The 17666-nt window shown below is 67.7% G+C and carries 19 protein-coding genes and 1 pseudogene; 5 read left to right on the forward strand and 15 right to left on the reverse strand.

The window, feature by feature from the left end:
* On the reverse strand, window positions 1-271 hold a 271-nt coding region (locus V7Q39_RS11320), incomplete at its 3' end, for an SDR family NAD(P)-dependent oxidoreductase (RefSeq protein WP_333816680.1).
* A 103-nt stretch (window positions 272-374) separates the two neighbouring features.
* Here V7Q39_RS11320 and argB point away from each other — a divergent pair.
* The 3 genes from argB (at window position 375) to V7Q39_RS11335 (ending at window position 2560) form a co-directional block, all read left to right on the forward strand.
* Entirely contained in the window at window positions 375-1274 is a 900-nt protein-coding gene (gene argB, locus V7Q39_RS11325) for an acetylglutamate kinase (protein ID WP_333816681.1), read from the forward strand.
* Between the two features lie 120 nt (window positions 1275-1394).
* Complete coding sequence (locus V7Q39_RS11330; protein ID WP_333816682.1) at window positions 1395-2060, forward strand: ferredoxin; 666 nt, start codon at window positions 1395-1397, stop codon at window positions 2058-2060.
* A complete protein-coding gene (locus V7Q39_RS11335; RefSeq protein ID WP_333816683.1) occupies window positions 2057-2560 on the forward strand; it encodes a SixA phosphatase family protein in 504 nt (167 codons plus the stop codon). Before V7Q39_RS11330 ends, V7Q39_RS11335 begins: the two co-directional genes overlap by 4 nt.
* A gap of 338 nt (window positions 2561-2898) precedes the next feature.
* Here the strand turns inward: V7Q39_RS11335 and V7Q39_RS11340 are convergent, their stop codons facing one another.
* Window positions 2899-3792: an EamA family transporter gene (locus V7Q39_RS11340; protein ID WP_333816684.1), complete on the reverse strand. Its 894-nt coding sequence runs from the start codon at window positions 3790-3792 to the stop codon at window positions 2899-2901.
* A gap of 117 nt (window positions 3793-3909) precedes the next feature.
* Complete coding sequence (gene hemE / locus V7Q39_RS11345) at window positions 3910-4938, reverse strand: uroporphyrinogen decarboxylase (protein WP_333816685.1); 1029 nt, start codon at window positions 4936-4938, stop codon at window positions 3910-3912.
* Window positions 4939-5161: 223 nt separating this feature from the next.
* Between hemE and hemC the strand changes: the two genes are divergently transcribed.
* Both hemC and V7Q39_RS11355 read left to right on the forward strand, forming a co-directional pair.
* Window positions 5162-6100, forward strand: coding sequence for a hydroxymethylbilane synthase (gene hemC, locus V7Q39_RS11350; RefSeq protein WP_333816686.1), 939 nt, complete (start codon window positions 5162-5164; stop codon window positions 6098-6100).
* A gap of 167 nt (window positions 6101-6267) precedes the next feature.
* The gene (locus tag V7Q39_RS11355; protein ID WP_333816687.1) at window positions 6268-6963 is read left to right on the forward strand and encodes a lipopolysaccharide kinase InaA family protein; all 696 of its coding nucleotides are present in this window, start codon (window positions 6268-6270) and stop codon (window positions 6961-6963) included.
* Between the two features lie 27 nt (window positions 6964-6990).
* Here V7Q39_RS11355 and V7Q39_RS11360 read toward each other — a convergent pair whose 3' ends face one another.
* From V7Q39_RS11360 to V7Q39_RS11415, 12 genes and pseudogenes are all read right to left on the reverse strand, one after another.
* Window positions 6991-7512, reverse strand: coding sequence for an imm11 family protein (locus V7Q39_RS11360; RefSeq protein WP_333816688.1), 522 nt, complete (start codon window positions 7510-7512; stop codon window positions 6991-6993).
* A 263-nt stretch (window positions 7513-7775) separates the two neighbouring features.
* Entirely contained in the window at window positions 7776-9164 is a 1389-nt protein-coding gene (gene lpdA / locus V7Q39_RS11365; protein ID WP_333816689.1) for a dihydrolipoyl dehydrogenase, read from the reverse strand.
* Window positions 9165-9244: 80 nt separating this feature from the next.
* The gene (locus tag V7Q39_RS11370; RefSeq protein ID WP_333816690.1) at window positions 9245-9640 is read right to left on the reverse strand and encodes an MAPEG family protein; all 396 of its coding nucleotides are present in this window, start codon (window positions 9638-9640) and stop codon (window positions 9245-9247) included.
* Complete coding sequence (locus V7Q39_RS11375) at window positions 9637-10581, reverse strand: glycosyltransferase family 2 protein (protein WP_333816691.1); 945 nt, start codon at window positions 10579-10581, stop codon at window positions 9637-9639. The genes V7Q39_RS11370 and V7Q39_RS11375 overlap by 4 nt, the downstream gene beginning before the upstream one ends.
* Window positions 10578-10964, reverse strand: coding sequence for a hypothetical protein (locus V7Q39_RS11380; protein WP_333816692.1), 387 nt, complete (start codon window positions 10962-10964; stop codon window positions 10578-10580). Before V7Q39_RS11380 ends, V7Q39_RS11375 begins: the two co-directional genes overlap by 4 nt.
* A gap of 143 nt (window positions 10965-11107) precedes the next feature.
* Window positions 11108-11347 (reverse strand): hypothetical protein, encoded by a 240-nt coding sequence (locus V7Q39_RS11385; RefSeq protein WP_333816693.1) that lies wholly within the window; start codon window positions 11345-11347, stop codon window positions 11108-11110.
* A gap of 41 nt (window positions 11348-11388) precedes the next feature.
* Window positions 11389-11778, reverse strand: coding sequence for an MAPEG family protein (locus V7Q39_RS11390; protein WP_333816694.1), 390 nt, complete (start codon window positions 11776-11778; stop codon window positions 11389-11391).
* Between the two features lie 61 nt (window positions 11779-11839).
* Complete coding sequence (locus V7Q39_RS11395; protein WP_333816695.1) at window positions 11840-12277, reverse strand: hypothetical protein; 438 nt, start codon at window positions 12275-12277, stop codon at window positions 11840-11842.
* 2 nt (window positions 12278-12279) lie between these two features.
* Window positions 12280-13542, reverse strand: a complete 1263-nt coding sequence (odhB, locus tag V7Q39_RS11400) for a 2-oxoglutarate dehydrogenase complex dihydrolipoyllysine-residue succinyltransferase (protein WP_443082509.1) — start codon at window positions 13540-13542, stop codon at window positions 12280-12282.
* A 24-nt stretch (window positions 13543-13566) separates the two neighbouring features.
* Entirely contained in the window at window positions 13567-16536 is a 2970-nt protein-coding gene (locus tag V7Q39_RS11405; RefSeq protein WP_333816696.1) for a 2-oxoglutarate dehydrogenase E1 component, read from the reverse strand.
* A 17-nt stretch (window positions 16537-16553) separates the two neighbouring features.
* Window positions 16554-17291 carry a hypothetical protein gene (locus V7Q39_RS11410; RefSeq protein WP_333816697.1) on the reverse strand — a complete coding sequence of 246 codons (738 nt, stop codon included), beginning with the start codon at window positions 17289-17291 and terminating at the stop codon, window positions 16554-16556.
* A gap of 166 nt (window positions 17292-17457) precedes the next feature.
* Window positions 17458-17666 (reverse strand): annotated as a pseudogene (locus V7Q39_RS11415) (succinate--CoA ligase subunit alpha); the annotation flags it as partial.

The raw sequence follows: 17666 nt of genomic DNA on the forward strand, positions 1-17666 counted from the left end.
CCTTGGGGCTGATTCCGGCATTGTTCACAAGGGCATGGACGCGGCCCCCGACCTTTTCCTTGATCGTCTCGATGGCGGCGATGGTCTTGTTCGGATCGGCGAGGTCGATCTCGATGTGATTGGCCTCGGCATCGGGCCAGGGGCAGCGCGGGTCGAACGGCTGGCGCGAGCAGGTCAGCACCCGCCAGCCCTCGGCCGAAAACCGCTTGACGGTGGCGTGCCCGATCCCCCGGCTTGCGCCGGTCAGCACGAGCGTCTTCTGTTCGGACATCGGCACTCTCCTTTGGCGGCCAAGCTACGCCGCCCATGGCGGAAGGCAAGGCTTGGCAGGGGGGTGGAAAAGCCGTATGCGGCGCGAAAGCAAGGAGGCCCCGATGAAGCAGCAGACCCTGACCGTCGAAGACGCCAAGACCACAGCGAAGATGCTGTCCGAGGCGCTGCCCTACCTCCAGCGTTTCGAGGGCGCCGTGGTGGTGGTCAAGTTCGGCGGCAATGCGATGGGCGATGATGCGGCGATGGCGGAATTCGCCCGTGACATCGTGCTGATGAAGCAGGTGGGCGTGCATCCGGTGGTGGTCCATGGCGGCGGGCCGATGATCAACGAGATGCTGCAGAAGCTTGGAATCAAGTCGGAATTCGTGCGTGGCAAGCGGGTGACGGACAAGGCGACGGTGCAGGTGGTCGAGATGATCCTGTCCGGCCTCGTCAACAAGCGGATCGTGCAGGCGATCATGGATGCGGGCGGCCGGGCGGTTGGGATTTCCGGCAAGGATGACGACCTGATGGTCTGCGAGGCCGACGATCCCGAGCTGGGCTATGTCGGCCGCCCGGTCGAGATGAACGTGCAGGTGCTGCGCGACCTCTACAATGCCGGGATCATCCCGGTGGTCGCCCCGGTGGCGACGGGGATGAAGGACAACGAGACCTTCAACGTGAACGGCGACACCGCGGCGGGGGCGATCGCGGGGGCATTGCAGGCGGATCGGTTGCTTCTCCTGACCGACGTGCCGGGGGTGAAGGATGCCTCGGGCCAGGTGATGACCCAGATCACGCCCGAGGAGATCCGCCGGATGACCGAAGAGGGCGTGATCTCGGGCGGGATGATCCCGAAGACCGAGACCGCGCTGATGGCGATCGACCAGGGGACGCGGGCGGTGACGATCCTGGACGGCAAGGTGCCGAACGCCTGCCTGCTGGAGCTGTTCACCGACCACGGCGCGGGCAGCCAGATTCGATCCACCGCCCCACGGGTGAAGCCGCATGTCCGCCGCTGAAGGGCAGGGCCGGGACCGTCGCGCCGCAGGTCTCTGACCGAGGGTTTCGCGTCGCTTTATGGCCGGATTCCGCGCGGGAACGCGGTAGTCTGGCAGCGGGCGGCAGGGGCCGGGTTGGACATGGCAGGACAGAAGACGCTCTCGCTTGCGGCGCTGGCGGACCGGCTGGCCGAGGAGCGGCTAGAGGTGCTGGGCGGCTTCGCGGTGGCCGAGGGCGAAGCGGGCTTTCCGTCGGGGACCCGGACGCTGCTCATGCTCGGGCCGAGGGAGCCGGGCTTCTGGACGCACCTGACCTCACAGCCGGAATGGGACGGTGCGCCGGACCCGGTCGACCGCTGGTCGCGGCGGGTGATCGGGCGGATCGCCTGCGACCTTGGGGCCAAGGCGCTCTTCCCCTTCGGCGGGCCGCCGTATCATCCGTTCTACCCCTGGGCGCTGCGGACGGGGCGGGCCTGGGACAGCCCTGTGCGGCTTCTGGTCCATGCGGACCAAGGGCTGATGGTCAGTTTCCGCGGCGCGCTGGCACTGAAGCAGGGGATGGAGCTGCCACCTCCGGCGACGAAACCTTGCGAGACCTGCGCGGCCCCCTGCCTGACCACCTGTCCGGCGGGGGCGATCACGGCGGCGGGCTATGACGTGCCGGTCTGCCATGCCTTCCTGAACCGGTCGGAGGGGGCGGAGTGCCTTACGGGCGGCTGTCTCGTGCGCCGCGCTTGCCCGGTGTCGCAAAGCTATGCAAGACTGCCTGAACAGTCGGCCTATCACATGGGGCAATTCCACAGATGAAGCGGTTGATCCTGACGCGGCATGCGAAATCCTCCTGGGACGACCCGATGACCCCCGACCATGACCGCCCCCTGAACGACCGCGGCAAGGCGGCGGCGGCGGATCTGGGGCAGTGGCTGGCCAGCCGCGACTATATCCCCGGCGAGATCCTGTGTTCGGACGCGCTGCGCACGCGGAAGACCTTCTCGGGTATCGCACCCGCCCTGCCGGGGACTCCGGTTCTGGAGCTGAAGCCCGCGCTCTACCATGCCGGGCCGGATGTGATGATGGCGGTCCTGCGCCATGCGACGGCGGATGTGGTGATGATGATCGGCCACAACCCCGGCATCTCGGAATTCGCGGCCCGGCTGGTCGCGCATCCCCCCTCGAACCCGGAGTTCCACCGCTATCCGACCGGGGCCACGCTGGTCGCCGATTTCGATGTGGAGGGTTGGGGGCAGGTCGGGTTCGGGCAGGGGGTGGTGGTGGATTTCATCGTCCCGCGCGAGATCGTGGCGTGAAAGCTGCCCACGCGCGGGCAGGTTTTCGACGTGAGTGATTTCAAGGAGTTGTCGGTGGGCGTTCAGGCTTTGTTAACCGCTCGCGGGTTGGGGCGGTCATTGGATTGAGCGCGTTCCGCGCAAGCCTTTTGTCTCGCCTCTGCGCGTGAAGAATGCGCAACCGGCTCGGGCCTCGGGGGCGCTTCGCCCCCCGGACCCCCCGAGGATATTTGGGCAAATGTGAAAGGCAGAGGGGGCCTGCGGCAGCTTCGCCTTGAAGGTTGTTCTGCGGGCCGGTGCAAACCCTGTGGGGCGCGCGAGCTGGGAGGAGCGGAAGGGGGAGCGGCCTGAAGTCCGACCTACGCCCGCAGGAGCAGGACCACGCCGAGGAGCAGGATCGCGATCCCGGTGAGTTGCCGGGGGGTCGCCCTTTGACCGAAGGCCACGCGGGCGAGGAGGAGGGCGAGGATCACCTCGACAAGCGCCAGGGTGCGGACATTGGCGGCGGTGGTGAGCGCAAAGCCGGTGAACCAGAAGGCCGAGGCCAGCGCGCCGAGGAAGCCCGCGGCAAGCGAGGGGGCGAAGGCCCGCAGGCTGCCGGTGAGGGCGGGGCGGTCGCGGACGGCGAGCCAGAGGCCGAGCGCCGCGGTCTGCATCGCAAGCGACAGGGCGAGGATCGTCAGGGCGCGGATGAGAAAATCGCCTTCCGGCAGGGCGGTGATCGCGCCGCGGAAGCCGATGGCGGAGAGGCCGAAGGCAAGCCCCGCGGCAAGGCCGAGGGCGGCGGGTCCGAGGCCCGACAGCATGGCGCGGCCCTGGCCGGGTTTCAGGGTCATGACGAGGACGCCCGCGACCGCGACGGCGATGGCGGCGAGCATGGGCAGGGTCAGCGCCTCGCCCAGGACGGCCCAGCCGGTGAGGGCGACGAGGACCGGCTCGATCTTGAGCCAGGCGGTGACGATGCCGAAGCCCTGCGTCCGCATCGCCTGGAGCATGAGTGCGGTGGCGGCGATCTGGGCCGCGGCGCCGAGGGCGGTGAAGGCAAGGGCGCGGGGCGTGAGCGGCGGGGTGGTGGAGCCGGTGAGCCAGAGGGCGAGCGCGAGGAAGGCGCAGGCGAAGGGCAGGCCGAAGAGGAAACGGACATTGGTCGCGCCGAGCGTGCCAAGGCGTTCGGTCAGCCCGCGCTGGGCGGCATTGCGCCCGGTCTGGGCGAGGGCGGCGGCGAGGGTGACGGGAATCCAGAGATGGTCCATGGGCCTTGGCGGGGTGGGGGAGTGGGCGGCGGCGGATAGAGTGCCTGTCAGGGTGGGTCCCCGCTTTCGCGGGGATGACAGGTCGGGCGAGAGACAGCGGGGCGGGAGAGTGTCGGCTCAGGTGCCGCGGATCGTGTCGATCATCAGCTGCACGTTGTCGGGGTGGGCGTCCGGCGTGATGCCGTGGCCGAGGTTGAAGATATGTGGCCCCTGGGAGAAGGCCTTCACCACGTGGCGGGTGGCGGCGATGAGGGCCTGGCCGCCCGTCACCATGTGTTCCGGCGCGAGGTTGCCCTGCACGCAGCCGTCGATCTGGACATTGGCGGCGGCCCATTCCGGGCTGACGGAATTGTCGATGGCGACGCAATCGGCGCCGGTGCGGTGGGCGAAGCCGATGTAGCCCTGCCCGGCCTCGCGCGGGAAGGCGATGACGGGGACGCCGGGGTGGCGGGCTTTCAGCGCGGCGATGATCTTCGCCGCGGGGGCCTCGGCGAAGTCGCGGAAGTCCTGGCCTTTCAGGCTGCCGGCCCAGCTGTCGAAGAGCTTCACCACTTCGGCCCCGGCCTCGATCTGGGCGGAGAGATATTCGACGGTCGCCTCGGTGATGCGATCGATCAGCGCCTGGAAGGTGGGGCGGTCGTGGGCCTTGAGGGCATGGGCGGCGGCCTGATCCTTCGAGCCGCGGCCGCCGATCATGTAGGTGGCGACGGTCCAGGGAGCGCCGGCGAAGCCGATGAGCGTGGTTTCGGGCGTAAGTTCGCGCGAGAGGATGCGGAGGGTCTCGTAAACCGGGGCGAGGGTGTCGTGGATCGCCTCGGTGGGGCGAAGGTTGGCGACCTGGCCGGGGGTGTCGGTGGTTTCCATCCGCGGGCCTTCGCCGGTCTCGAACCAGAGCTTGGGGCCAAGCGCCTGCGGCAGAAGCAGGATGTCGGCGAAAAGGATCGCGGCGTCGAAGCCGTAGCGGCGGATCGGTTGCAGGGTGACTTCCGCGGCGAGGTCGGGGGTGTAGCAGAGGGTGAGGAAATCGCCCGCCTTGGCGCGGGTCTCGCGGTATTCCGGCAGGTAGCGGCCGGCCTGGCGCATCATCCAGATCGGGGGGGTGGGCAGCACCTCGCCCTTCAGCGCGCGCAGGATCGTCTTGGTCATCGGTGGTCTCCGGTTTCGGTCTGGCTTGCCCGCCCGGGCAGGGGGTGTCAAGCTTGCGCGACCGACCGGACTGTCGCACCCCCTTTCATGCCCGGAAACTTGCCGATGAGGGTCGCCTGTCTGACCGGGGGAGGTCGACCGGCTGCGGACGGGCCGAGGCGCGGGGCGATCTGTCGCCCCCGGCATGGTTGTCAGGCCCCACCGGTCCGGGTAGGGATGAGCGATGACCCAGGACCTGCCCACCCCCGCCCAGCCCCTGAAGATCGGCACCCGTGGCTCTCTGCTCGCGCTCTGGCAGGCGCATGAGGTGCGGCGCGTCCTGATGGCGGCTTTCGGGCTGGCGGAGGCGGCGTTCGAGGTGGTGGTCATCAAGGTCATGGGCGACCAGGTGCAGGACAAGGCGCTGCGCGAGATCGGGGGCAAGGGCCTTTTCACCCGCGAGATCGAGGAGGCGCTGCTGGACGGCGGCATCGACATCGCGGTGCATTCGATGAAGGACATGCCGACCCTGCAGCCCGAGGGGCTGGTGCTGGATTGCTATCTGGAGCGGGCGGATGTGCGGGATGCCTTCGTCTCGCTGCGCTACGGGTCGATTGCGGAGCTGCCGGAGGGCGCGGTGGTCGGGTCGTCGAGCCTGCGGCGGCGGGCGCAGCTGTCGCTGCGGCGGCCGGACCTGAAGCTGGTGGAGTTCCGCGGCAACGTGCAGACCCGGATGCGCAAGCTGGAGGAGGGGGTGGCGGAGGCGACCTTCCTGGCGATGGCGGGGCTGACGCGGCTGGGAATGCTGTCGGTCGCGCGCGGGGCCATTGCGCCGGAGGAGATGCTGCCGGCGGTGGCGCAGGGGGCCATCGGGGTGGAGCGGCGGTTGGGCGACGCGCGCGTTGCGGCGATGCTGGCGGCGGTGCATGACCGGGAGACGGGCTTGCGGCTGGCGGCGGAGCGGGCCTTCCTGTTGCGGCTGGACGGGTCCTGCCAGACGCCGATCGCCGGGCTGGCGGTGATCGAGGGGGATGAGCTGTGGCTGCGGGGGGAAATCCTGCGGCCGGACGGCTCGGCCTCGGTGAGCGGCGAGCGGCGGGGTCCGGTGGGCGAGGGCGCGGAGATCGGCAGGGTGCTGGCGGAGGACCTGCTGGAGCGGGCGGGGCCGGGGTTCTTCGGCTGAGGCTCGCGGTGGTCGGGCGCCCGGGCGGGCGGAGAGGTCGGATGCCTCCGGCGGGAGTATTTTGAAAAGAGCAATGGGCATATGGCGGGGCGCTGCTGCGACATGCGTCGGTGGCGCGGGGAAGCGCTGGAGAGGAATGTTTGACCGACCCTCATCTTGATCGCGCCGTGACGGACGCCCTGGCCGAGCCGCCGCAGCGGGTGCGGGCGGTCGTGCTGCCGGACGGGCGGCGGTTCTGGCTGAAGCGGGTGGAGCGGCTGTCGGGGCGGCTCAGGCTGCAGAAGGGCGATCCGGCGCGGGCCTTCGCGGCGGAACGGGAAGGGCTGCACATTCTGGCGGATGCCGGGTTGCCGGTGGCGGGCGTGGCGGCGGAGGGGCCGGACTGGGTGCTGTTGCCCGACGCGGGGCCGATCCTGACCGAGGTGGTGGCGGACCCTGGCAGGAGCGAGGCGGAGAAGCTTGCGGCCTTTGCGGCGGCGGGCACGGCGCTGGCGCGTCTGCATTGGGCGGGGATGGCGCATGGCCGCCCGGCGGTGCGGGATGTGTGCTGGGACGGGCACGAGGCGCGGTTCATCGACCTGGAGCGGTTCCGCCGCGCGACGCGGGCGGGGTTCTGGCAGGCGGCGGATGTGGTGATGTTCGCGCAGACCGCCTTCACCGCCTGGCCCGAGGATGCGCGCTGGCTGGAGGCTGCGCTGGGTGCCTATGCGTTGTCGGCGCCGGAGGGGGCGATGGGTTCGGTGCGGCGGTTGGCATGGGGGCTGGCGCCGGTGGGGTGGCTGGCGGCGGGGCTGTCGGCGCTGCGGCCGCGCAGCAGGGAGTTGCGGGCGGTGGGGCTGACGCTGGCGCGGTTGAGGCGGTAGAGGATTTCCCGGTGGACGGCCGGGGCGTCAGGTCTCGGCGACGTGGGGGCTGAGGTCTATCCCCTCGACACCTGCAGTTTGCAAGGCGGCGACCAGCGCATCGGAGAAGAACATCCGGTTGAACCGGTTGTCCCACCACATCGCCCGACCGGCGATCCGGTCACGATGGACCGCGAGGCGCATGGGTCCGGCTGGTTGTGACGGGCTGCCGCCGGGAATGGTATAGTGCCACAAGTCAGGATGTGTTTCCTCTGGCAGCACGCGCCGGACTGCTATTCTAGAATTTTCCGGATCAATAGCATCCACGCTGGTGCAGCAGTTCAGCGGGAACTGAGGGCGCGGTAGCAGTTTTCCATCGGCCTTCATCGTGATCTCGACGGGATGGAAGCGATGCACGCCCGGTTCCAGTGCCTCAACCGCGGAGACCATGCGGTCATCGACGGCAACGCCGTTCCCACAGTTGACGAACCCGTGAACCGGCATCCTCTTGTCGGTGACGACGTGGTGGCGCGGTACAATCTCGGCCGGAATGGGAATTCCCGCCTTCATGCCCCTAGTATTCGTCTTGCTCCCCAAAGCGCGGAGTGCAGTGTCGTCATCCAAGCATCGACATTCGCCCAATACTCGTGGTCGGTTGTAGCTGAAGCGACGTAAGCCATTGGCTTCTCCGAAACTACCTTGAGACATTTGCGCTCTGTGGGGTCAGTGGCTCGTCGGTGACTGCGTCGCTCCTCGCGGGGTGCGGATGGTGGGCAGATTGCCCACCCTACCTCGGGCAAGGAGGAGACGCAGTCGAACGCGGCGCGGTCCGGTCATGCGTGGATTGCGCCGTCGCCGCAGGCCAGCGCGGCTTCGCGCACCGCTTCGCTGTAGGTCGGGTGGGCGTGGCAGGTCAGCGCGATATCCTGGGCGCTGGCGCCGAATTCCATCGCGACGCAGATCTCGTGGATCAGGTCGCCCGCTGCCGGGCCGATGATGTGGCAGCCGAGGATGCGGTCGGTCTGGGCGTCGGCGATCAGCTTGACGAAGCCCTCGGCCTGGAAGATGGCCTTGGCGCGGGCATTGCCCATGAAGGGGAACTTGCCGACCTTGAAGGCGCGGCCTTCCTCTTTCAGCTGCTCCTCGGTCTGGCCGACGGAGGCGACCTCGGGCGTGGTGTAGATCACGCCGGGGATCACGCCATAGTTCACATGGCCATGCTTGCCGGAGAGGATTTCGGCCACCGCCATGCCTTCGTCTTCCGCCTTGTGGGCGAGCATCGGCCCGGCGATGGCATCGCCGATGGCGTAGAGGCCGGGGATATTGGTCTGGAAGTGATCGTCGGTCTTGATCGTGCCGCGGGGGCCCATCTCCACCCCCAGGGCTTCGAGGCCCAAGCCTGCCGTATAGGGTTTGCGGCCGGTCGCGACGAGGACGATCTCGGCGTCGAGGGAGGCTTCGCTGTCGTTCTTCTTCAGCTTGTAGCTGACCGTGGCGCCGGTTTTCGTCTTGGTGACGGACTGGACGGCGGCGCCAAGGACGAATTTCAGGCCCTGTTTCGCAAGGATGCGCTGGAAGGCCTTGGCGACCTCGGCGTCCATGCCGGGGGTGATGGCGTCGAGATATTCGACCACGGTGACTTGCGTGCCGAGGCGGGCGTAGACCGAGCCCATCTCCAGCCCGATGACGCCCGCGCCGATGACGACCATCGACTTCGGCGGTTTCGCCAGGGTGAGGGCGCCGGTGGAGGTGACGATGGTCTCCTCATCCACCGTCACGCCGGGCAGGGTTGAGGCCTCGGAACCGGTGGCGATGACGATGGCCCTGGCGCTGTGGACCTCATCGCCCACCTTGACCTGGCCGGGGGCGGGAATCGTGGCCCAGCCTTTCAGCCAGGTGACCTTGTTCTTCTTGAACAGGAACTCGATCCCCTTGGTGTTGCCGGAAACGACATCGGCCTTGTAGGCCTGCATCTTGTCCCAGTCGACGGTCGGATGCGCGCCCATCAGGCCCATCTTCTCGAAATTCTCATGCGTCTCGTGCAAGAGATGCGTGGCGTGGAGCAGCGCCTTCGAGGGGATGCAGCCGACGTTCAGGCAGGTGCCGCCCAGAGTCTCGCGTCCCTCGACGACGGCGACCTTCTGGCCGAGCTGGGCGGCGCGGATCGCGGCGACATAGCCGCCGGGGCCGGCGCCGATGATGATGGTGTCGAAATCTGCCATGGGTCGGGTCCTTGTGGTTCGGTGGGAGCCGGGGTTTTGCACCCCGGACCCCGCAGGATAGTTGGGCAAAGATGAAAGGGTCAGATCAGGGCGGCCACGATCATCGTCACGGTTGCGAAGAAGCCTACCGCCCAGATCGCCGAGCGCCAAGGGCGCAGGCCTGCGGCATAGGCCGGGATGTAGAGGAGGCGCGCGGCGAGGTAGGTCCAGGCGGCGTATTGGGTGACTGCGGAGGACTGTTTGCCGAGGGTCACGACCGCGACGGCCAGGGTAAAGAGGATCAGCGCCTCGAAATGGTTGTTGAGCGCGCGCTGCATCCGGCCGGTGAAGATGGAAAGCGGGCGCGGCGGCGGCGTGTCGCGGGGGCTGGAGGTGTAGCCGGTGCCAAGCTCCCTGTTCGCCGGGATCGCGAAGAGGGCGTATTGCACCACCTGGAGGAGGCCGGCGAGGGCGAGGGCGGTCAGTTCCGGGGTCATGCGGCGGTTCCCTTCCGTCGGGCAGGGGCGAGGTGCTGCGCGCAGGCGGTGAACCAGGCGCGGCAGGCGGCTTCGGCCTGGGCCACGCCGGAAAGGGCGCGAAGGCGGGCAAGCTCGGCGGCGACCTCGGGCCAGCGGCGGAGGATCGAGCGATCCTCTGCCTCGTTCCGGTTGGCGAGGCGGTGCCATTTCGACCCTTGCCGGTATTTGCCGGAGGGCGGGCCCATGCCGCGGCCGCGGTCATTTTTCAGCAGGAACACGTCGGTTGAGCGGATCGCGTAGTGGTTGACGACCGCGCCGCCGCGGAGGGCGACCTCTGCCGGGTGATAGCGCGCGCGGGGGGACCCGTGCAGGACGGAGGAGGACAGGGGTTCGCCTGCGGCGTTCACGGCCAGCGGGGCCTCGATCCGGGGCGCAGTGGGCATGTGGTCGGAAGCCCCGGCGAAGGCGCGGTGGCGGAAGAGCGACTTGAACTTGACGCTGGCAGGGTCGGGGGCGGCTTCGCAGGCGGTGAAGGCGGGCAGGGTCTCACCCGGCCAGTCGGCATGGTTGTTGTCGCCGAAGAAGCGCCAGGGCAGGGCGATGGTATGGGCATCCCCCGCTTTCGCGACAAGTTCCTGCACGGGGGCCGCGCCGGGGGCGATGTTCAGGAATTCGTCACTGTCGAGATGGGCGAGCCAGCCGGCGGGGCTTTGGGCCAGATGCGCCAGCGCGCGGGCGGTGCCGCTGGCCTGCGGTGGCGTGCCGGGGGTGAGCGGGTTCGCGAGATGGTCGATCTGGCCATGGGCGGCGAGGGTGTCGAGCAGATGGTCGGAGCCATCGGTGCAGTCGTTCGAGCAGATGACGATGGGGCCGAAGCCGATGGTGCGGTGATAGGCGAGCCATTCCAGGATGTGGATGCCCTCGTTCCTCATGCAGGACATCAGCGCGACGGGGGTCACGGGAAGGCCTTGGGGAGCTTCAGCTCCAGGATGGTCATGTTGAACTCGTAGTAGCTCTTCTGCCAGTCGGGACGGGTGTCGCAGAGGCCCTTGACCTCGGCCCAGGGGGTGTCGTCGGCGGGCATCAGCGCTTGGGGTTCGGCGGCCTGGGTGAAGGCGGTGATGGCCTCTTGCGGGACGGCATGGGCGGTGAGGATCGCCACCGCGGCGGCGGTGTCCTTCTGCCAGTTGGTCAGGATCTGCGCGTGGGTCTGCGGGTCGAGGGCGGAGCAGGTCAGGAAGACGCGATGCTCGGCGATGGCTTGGGAGAGGAGGATATCGGCGGCGGGGGAGCCGGTGGGAATGACCTGGGCGGAGAGGGGGGTGGCGAGAAGCGCGAGCAAAGGTGCGCAGTGAATGCGCACCCTACGGTGTGGGCGGCGATACGATACCCCGTCCCGGGCTTGACCCGGGATCTCGGGTGGCGTGGCGCTTCGAGGGGAGAGAGGCCCCGGCTCAGGGCCGGGGCGGGGTTGGTTGGCGCGGGTCATGCGGTTTCCAGGAACTGCGCCTGGTAGCCCCGGCCGAAGGCGGTTTGCTTGTCGAGCCAGGCTTGCGCGTTCTCGCGGTTGGCGACCTCGAAAAGGACGAGGACCGCGCCGCCGTCGCCCTTCCAGATCTGCAGGGTGTTGAGGCTGGCGGCGGCGATGTTCTCGCCCTCGGTATCGAAGGCGGATTTCCAGGCGGCGTAGTCGGGGGCGGAGGTCTGGATCAGGAGTTGGGTCATGATGGGTCTCCGAGTTGGGCGAGGGGCGTTGTCGGCATCCTCTAGATGAAAGCGGCGGCGAGCATCAGAAGCGTGGCGGCCATCCCGACCGCCCAGATGACAGAACGCCAGGGCGTCCAGCCGTACAGGTAGGCGGGCAGGTACAGCGCCCGGGCCGCGACGAAGACCCAGGCGCAGCTCGCGGTGAAGGTGGTGGCCTGGCCGGACAGCGTGACCACGACCACGGCGATGATGAAGAGGCCGATGTTCTCCACATGGTTCGCCACCGCCCGGCGCAGGCGCTGGGTGCGGGGCGACAGGGGCAGGGTGCCGTCGCGGGGGCCCATGTTGCCGTCACGCCCGATGTCGGCGGTCAGCGACTGCTGCGCGACGCCGATCATGATGATCTGGATCACGGCGATGGCGGCAAGGGCGGCGAGTTCGGGGGTCATCGGGTTCGGGTTCCGGCTGGGTGGGGGGAGAGGCTGGTGTAACACAGGTGCCGGACCCTGCTCACGATAGAACTCCATCACGCACTAATTGCCGCGCTCTTCGCATCAGCCCCCCACTCAGAATCACCAACATGATGCCTATCGGCACTTCGACCAGCGCAAAGATCAGATTGGTTGTCTCGACCGAGCCAAAGGTAGCGCCGTTGGCGTAGGAGATAGCCATCAAGGTAAGTGCGAGCACTCCGTGAGCAAGCACGCCAATCGAAGCTGTCCAGACGATTTTCATCAAAGGGAGCGCTTTTGCAAGCCGACGCGAAAGCTGTCGCGCACAAAGAAGGCTGGTCCCTGCCAGCATTAGTGGCAAGACGCAAACCACGGCAATATCAAGGGGCCTCCGGACACCTGCGCCGGCGACGAGCGCCACAAGTCCAAGCGTCAGCAACACCGCAATCAAACTGTAGTACGTAGGCCCCCACCTAAGAACGAGCGGCGCGTCCATCCTCACAAATCCATCAGCAACCGCCTCGGGTCCTCCAGCGCTTCCTTGACCCGCACCAGGAACGTCACCGCGCCCTTGCCGTCCACGATCCGGTGATCGTAGCTCAGCGCCAGGTACATCATCGGGCGGATGACGATCTGGCCGTTCACCACCACCGGGCGGTCCTGGATCTTGTGCATCCCGAGGATCCCCGATTGCGGCGGGTTCAGGATCGGCGAGGACATCAGCGAGCCGTAGACGCCGCCGTTCGAGATGGTGAAGCTGCCGCCCTGCATCTCGGCCATCGACAGCTTGCCGTCGCGGGCGCGGAGGCCCAGTTCGGCGATCTTCTTCTCGATCTCGGCGAAGGACATACGGTCGGCGTCGCGCACCACCGGAACGACAAGGCCGGAGGGCGTGCCAACGGCAACCCCCATGTGGACGTAGTTCTTGTAGACCACGTCCTGGCCGTCGATCTCGGCATTGACCTCGGGCACTTCCTTCAGCGCGTGGCAGCAGGCCTTCACGAAGAAGGACATGAAGCCGAGTTTCACGCCGTGTTTCTTCTCGAAGGCGTCCTTGTATTCGTTGCGGAGTGACATGATGGCGGACATGTCGACCTCGTTATAGGTCGTCAGCATCGCGGCGGTGTTCTGCGCGTCCTTCAGCCGCCGGGCGATGGTGGCGCGGAGGCGGGTCATCTTCACCCGTTCCTCACGGGCGGCGTCCTCGGCCGGGATCGGGGCGCGGGGCACCGCTGCAGGGGCGGGTGCGGGGGTGGCGGCTGCGGCCTGTGCCCCGGCGGCACCGGCGACGGTGCGGGCCACGTCTTCCTTCATCACCCGTCCGTCGCGACCGGTGCCCTTGACCTCGTCGGCCGAAAGCCCGGCCTCGGCCAGGGCCTTCTTGGCCGAGGGCGCGTTCTCCACATCGGCGCGGGGGGTGACTTCCTCATGGCCCGCGCCGGGCGAGCCGATGGCGGCGGCGGCCTCGATCTTCGGGTCCTCGGTCTTCGGCTTCTGCGCGGCAGGGTCGGTCTTGGCCGCCGCAGCGCCTTCGGTCACAATGGCGAGGCGGGCGTTGGCGGCCACGGTGGTGCCTTCCGGCGCGAGGATTTCGGCCAGCACGCCGGCGACGGGGCTGGGCACCTCGACCGAGACCTTGTCGGTTTCAAGCTCGCACAGCATCTCGTCCTGCTTCACGGCGTCGCCGGGTTTCTTGAACCAGGTCGAAACGGTGGCCTCGGACACGGATTCTCCAAGGGCGGGAACCATCACGTCAGTCATCTGTAAGTCTCCGGTCTTCGAGGGTCACTTGAGGCCAAGGGCCAGGGCGACGAGGGTTTGCTGTTCGTATTTGTGGCGCGAGGCGAGGCCCGTGGCCGGCGAGGCGCTGGCATTGCGCCCGGCATAGGACATGCGGGTGGGCTTGCCGCGCAGCTTGGTCAGGATCGCCTCCATGTCGGGTTCGACGAACATCCAGGCGCCCTGGTTCTTCGGCTCTTCCTGGCACCAGACGAATTCGGCCTTCGGGAAGCGGGCAAGCTCTTGCGACAGTGAAATGGTGGGCAGCGGGTACAGCTGTTCCACGCGGAGGAGATAGGTGTCCTCCAGCCCCTGGGCATCGCGTTCGGCGAGGAGGTCGTAGTAGACCTTGCCGGAGCAGAGGACCACACGCCTGATCTTGTCGTCGGCCTTGAGCTTCTGGGTCGAGTTGCCCTTCTGCGCATCGTCCCAGAGGACACGGTGGAAGGTGGAGCCGTCGGTGAAATCCTCGGCCCGGCTGATGCACATCGGATGGCGCAGAAGCGATTTCGGTGTCATCAGGATCAGCGGCTTGCGATAGGTGCGGTGCAGCTGGCGGCGCAGGATGTGGAAGTAGTTGGCGGGGGTCGAGCAGTTGGCGACGATCCAGTTGTCTTCCGCGCTGAGTTGCAGGAAGCGTTCCAGTCGGGCGGAGGAGTGTTCCGGTCCCTGGCCCTCATAGCCATGCGGCAGAAGCATGACGAGGCCCGACATCCGCAGCCACTTGCTTTCGCCCGAGTTGATGAACTGGTCGATCATGATCTGCGCGCCGTTGGCGAAGTCGCCGAACTGCGCTTCCCAGAGGGTGAGCGCATTGGGCTCGGCGAGCGAGAAGCCGTATTCGAAGCCGAGGACCGCATATTCCGACAGCATCGAGTCGATGACCTCATACCGCGCCTGTCCGGGGCGGATGTGGTTCAGCGGGTAGTAGCGTTCCTCGGTGGTCTGGTCGACCCAGCCGGAGTGGCGCTGGCTGAAGGTGCCGCGGGTGCAGTCCTGGCCGGAGAGCCTGACGTCGAAGCCTTCCAGCTCCAGCGAGCCGAAGGCCAGGGCCTCGGCGGTGGCCCAGTCAAAGCCCTTGCCGGTGGCGAACATCTCTTTCTTCGCTTCCAGCTGGCGGGCGACGGTCTTGTGGATGTCGAAGCCTTCCGGCACGCGGGTGAGCGCCGCGCCGACCTCGGCCAGGGTCTCGGCCTTGATCCAGGTCTCGCCGCGCTGGTAGTTGTTCAGGTCCTTGGTGTGCAGGTTCTTCCAGCGCCCGTCCAGCCAGTCGGCCTTGTTCGGCAGGAAGGCCTTGCCGGCCTCGAACTCCTCGTTCAGGCGGGCCTGGAAGGCGGCCTTCATGTCCTCGATCTCGCCTTCGGGGATCAGGCCGTCGGCGACCAGCCGGTCGGTATAGAGCTGCAGCGTGGTCTTCTGCTTGCGGATGCGGTTGTACATCGCCGGGTTGGTGAACATCGGCTCGTCGCCTTCGTTGTGACCGAAGCGGCGGTAGCAGAAGATGTCGATGACCACGTCCTTGTGGAACTTCTGGCGGAACTCGGTCGCGACCTTGGCGGCATGGACCACGGCCTCGGGGTCGTCGCCGTTGACGTGGAAGATCGGCGCCTCGACCATCAGCGCGATGTCGGTCGGATAGGGCGAGGAGCGGCTGAAGGCGGGCGCGGTGGTGAAGCCGATCTGGTTGTTGACGATGATATGGATGCAGCCCCCCGTCCGGTGGCCCTTGATGCCGGAGAGCTGCAGGCATTCGGCCACGACGCCCTGACCGGCGAAGGCCGCGTCGCCGTGCAGGAGGATGGGCAGGACGGCGGCGCGTTCTGCGGCATCGTTCATCTGGTCCTGCTTGGCGCGGACCTTGCCGAGGACAACAGGGTTCACCGCTTCGAGGTGGCTGGGGTTGGCGGTCAGCGACAGGTGGACCTTGTTGCCGTCGAACTCGCGGTCGGAGGAGGCTCCGAGGTGGTATTTCACGTCGCCCGACCCGTCCACGTCCTCGGGCTTGTAGGAACCCCCCTGGAATTCGTGGAAGATCGCCCGGTAGGGTTTCATCATCACATTGGCCAGCACCGACAACCGGCCCCGGTGCGGCATCCCGATGATCACCTCTTTCACCCCGAGCGCGCCGCCGCGCTTGATGATCTGCTCCATCGCCGGGATCAGGCTTTCGCCGCCGTCGAGGCCGAAGCGTTTGGTGCCCATGTATTTGACATGGAGGAACTTCTCGTAGCCCTCGGCCTCGACCAGCTTGTTGAGGATCGCCTTGCGGCCCTCGCGGGTGAACTGGATTTCCTTGCCGTAGCCCTCGATCCGCTCCTTCAGCCAGGAGGCCTGTTCGGGGTCGGAGATATGCATGTATTGCAGCGCGAAGGTGCCGCAATAGGTGCGCTTCAGGATGTCGATGATCTCACGCATCGAGGCATGGGTCAGGCCCAGCACGTTGTCGATGAAGATCGGGCGGTCCATATCGGCTTCTGAGAAGCCGTAGGAGGCGGGGTCGAGCTCGGGGTGGTGGCCGCGATCGGTCATCCCCAGCGGGTCGAGGTCGGCGGCCAGATGGCCGCGGATCCGGTAGGCGCGGATGATCATCAGCGCGCGGATCGAGTCGAGAACGGCGCGCTGGATCTGGTCGTCGGAGAGCGCGACGCCCGCCTCGGCGGCCTTGGCGGCGATCTTCTCGCCCGCAGCCTTGGCTTCGCGTGCCGGGGGCGGGGCGGCCCATTCGCCGGTCAGCGCGGCGGTCAGGTCGTCGGCAGGCTGGGGCGGCCAGTCGGCGCGCGCCCAGCTGGGGCCTTGTGCGGCGCGCTTGGTGTCGATCTCGCTGTCGCCGAGGGCGCGGAAGAATTCGGCCCAGGCCGGGTCGACCGAGTTGGGGTCGGCGGCATGGCGGGCGGCCAGCTGGTCGACATAGTCGGCATTGGCGCCGTCGAGGAAGGACGAGGCGTGGAACTGGGCGGTGGGGGATTGGTCGGTCATGCGATTACCCTCTGGTTTCAGAGCCATAGCCACGGGGCGACACTACGGGCGGCCCGGCGGACGGTGGATTTTGTGCGGTTTCCGAAGGAACGGTAGTTCTTGCCCGACCCGCCGCTGGTGCCGATGAAATCGGGCTGGAGGCGGAAGCGGGGGACGATGTCCTTCCGGTCCCGCAGGACCGGTTTCAGATGCTGGTAGAGCAGCTTTTCGATGGTGAAGTTCTCGTCCGGCCAGTCCTGCTGGATCAGCGTCCGGAAGCCCTTGGGCGTGAAGGCGATCAGTTTGGTGTCCATCCACTGGTTGCCGCCCAAAGCCTCGCCGATCAGGGGCACGTCGCGGCAATCGGCATAGAGGGCAAAACCCTGCGGCTGGGTCGCGATCAGCGCGTCGAGGTTGTCGACGATCAGGCGGCCGGTGACCTTCCAGACCGGCTCATCCTCGCCGATCTCGGCCTTGAAGTGGTCGAGCGCGGTGGCGATCAGCTCCATCTCGCCCCGGCCCTTGCCCAAGGCGGGGGGGACGGGGCTTTTGTAGCTGTGGAAGTGGACGGGGCGACCGGCCTCGCGGGCCGTGGCTGCCAGCGCGTCGAGCGGGTGGGCGGAGTTGTCGACGAAAAGGATTTTCAGCGCCGGAATGCGGAGGTAGTGGGCGAGCGCGGCCTGATACTGCGCTAGCCGCTCGGCGGGGTCGAACTGGCTGTGCGCGGCGGCCTGCGCGTCGGGGGCGATGGTGGCGGTCATCAGGAGCGCGGTCATGGGGTGGACCCCCGTCGGTCGGGCATGGCAAGATCGTCGGCAACCACGATCCGGGCGCGTCCTGTGGCCTCGAGATGCGGGGAATGGTTGGTCACGTCTGCTCCTGTAGGGTGGGTGCCAACCCACCATGCCGGGAAGGTGGGTTGGCACCCCACCCTACGCCAGCTTACCCCTTGATCGCCTTCAGCACCGCCTCGCCCAGGCCCGCCGGGCTGTCGGCCACCACGATCCCGGCGCGCTTCATCGCTTCGATCTTCGATCCCGCGTCGCCCTTGCCGCCTGCCACGATGGCCCCGGCATGGCCCATGCGGCGGCCGGGAGGGGCGGTGCGGCCGGCGATGAAACCGGCGGTGGGCTTCCAGCGGCCCTTCTTCT

Source organism: Tabrizicola sp. (assembly GCF_036781545.1).
Classification (GTDB): Bacteria; Pseudomonadota; Alphaproteobacteria; order Rhodobacterales; family Rhodobacteraceae; genus Tabrizicola.

Coding starts and splice junctions, on each gene's coding strand:
- argB (WP_333816681.1), top strand. CDS start 375: ATGAAGCAGCAGACCCTGACCGTCGAAGACGCCAAGACCACAGCGAAG.
- V7Q39_RS11330 (WP_333816682.1), top strand. CDS start 1,395: ATGGCAGGACAGAAGACGCTCTCGCTTGCGGCGCTGGCGGACCGGCTG.
- V7Q39_RS11335 (WP_333816683.1), top strand. CDS start 2,057: ATGAAGCGGTTGATCCTGACGCGGCATGCGAAATCCTCCTGGGACGAC.
- V7Q39_RS11340 (WP_333816684.1), bottom strand. CDS start 3,792: ATGGACCATCTCTGGATTCCCGTCACCCTCGCCGCCGCCCTCGCCCAG.
- hemE (WP_333816685.1), bottom strand. CDS start 4,938: ATGACCAAGACGATCCTGCGCGCGCTGAAGGGCGAGGTGCTGCCCACC.
- hemC (WP_333816686.1), top strand. CDS start 5,162: ATGACCCAGGACCTGCCCACCCCCGCCCAGCCCCTGAAGATCGGCACC.
- V7Q39_RS11360 (WP_333816688.1), bottom strand. CDS start 7,512: ATGAAGGCGGGAATTCCCATTCCGGCCGAGATTGTACCGCGCCACCAC.
- lpdA (WP_333816689.1), bottom strand. CDS start 9,164: ATGGCAGATTTCGACACCATCATCATCGGCGCCGGCCCCGGCGGCTAT.
- V7Q39_RS11370 (WP_333816690.1), bottom strand. CDS start 9,640: ATGACCCCGGAACTGACCGCCCTCGCCCTCGCCGGCCTCCTCCAGGTG.
- V7Q39_RS11385 (WP_333816693.1), bottom strand. CDS start 11,347: ATGACCCAACTCCTGATCCAGACCTCCGCCCCCGACTACGCCGCCTGG.
- V7Q39_RS11390 (WP_333816694.1), bottom strand. CDS start 11,778: ATGACCCCCGAACTCGCCGCCCTTGCCGCCATCGCCGTGATCCAGATC.
- V7Q39_RS11395 (WP_333816695.1), bottom strand. CDS start 12,277: ATGGACGCGCCGCTCGTTCTTAGGTGGGGGCCTACGTACTACAGTTTG.
- odhB (WP_443082509.1), bottom strand. CDS start 13,542: ATGACTGACGTGATGGTTCCCGCCCTTGGAGAATCCGTGTCCGAGGCC.
- V7Q39_RS11405 (WP_333816696.1), bottom strand. CDS start 16,536: ATGACCGACCAATCCCCCACCGCCCAGTTCCACGCCTCGTCCTTCCTC.
- V7Q39_RS11410 (WP_333816697.1), bottom strand. CDS start 17,291: ATGACCGCGCTCCTGATGACCGCCACCATCGCCCCCGACGCGCAGGCC.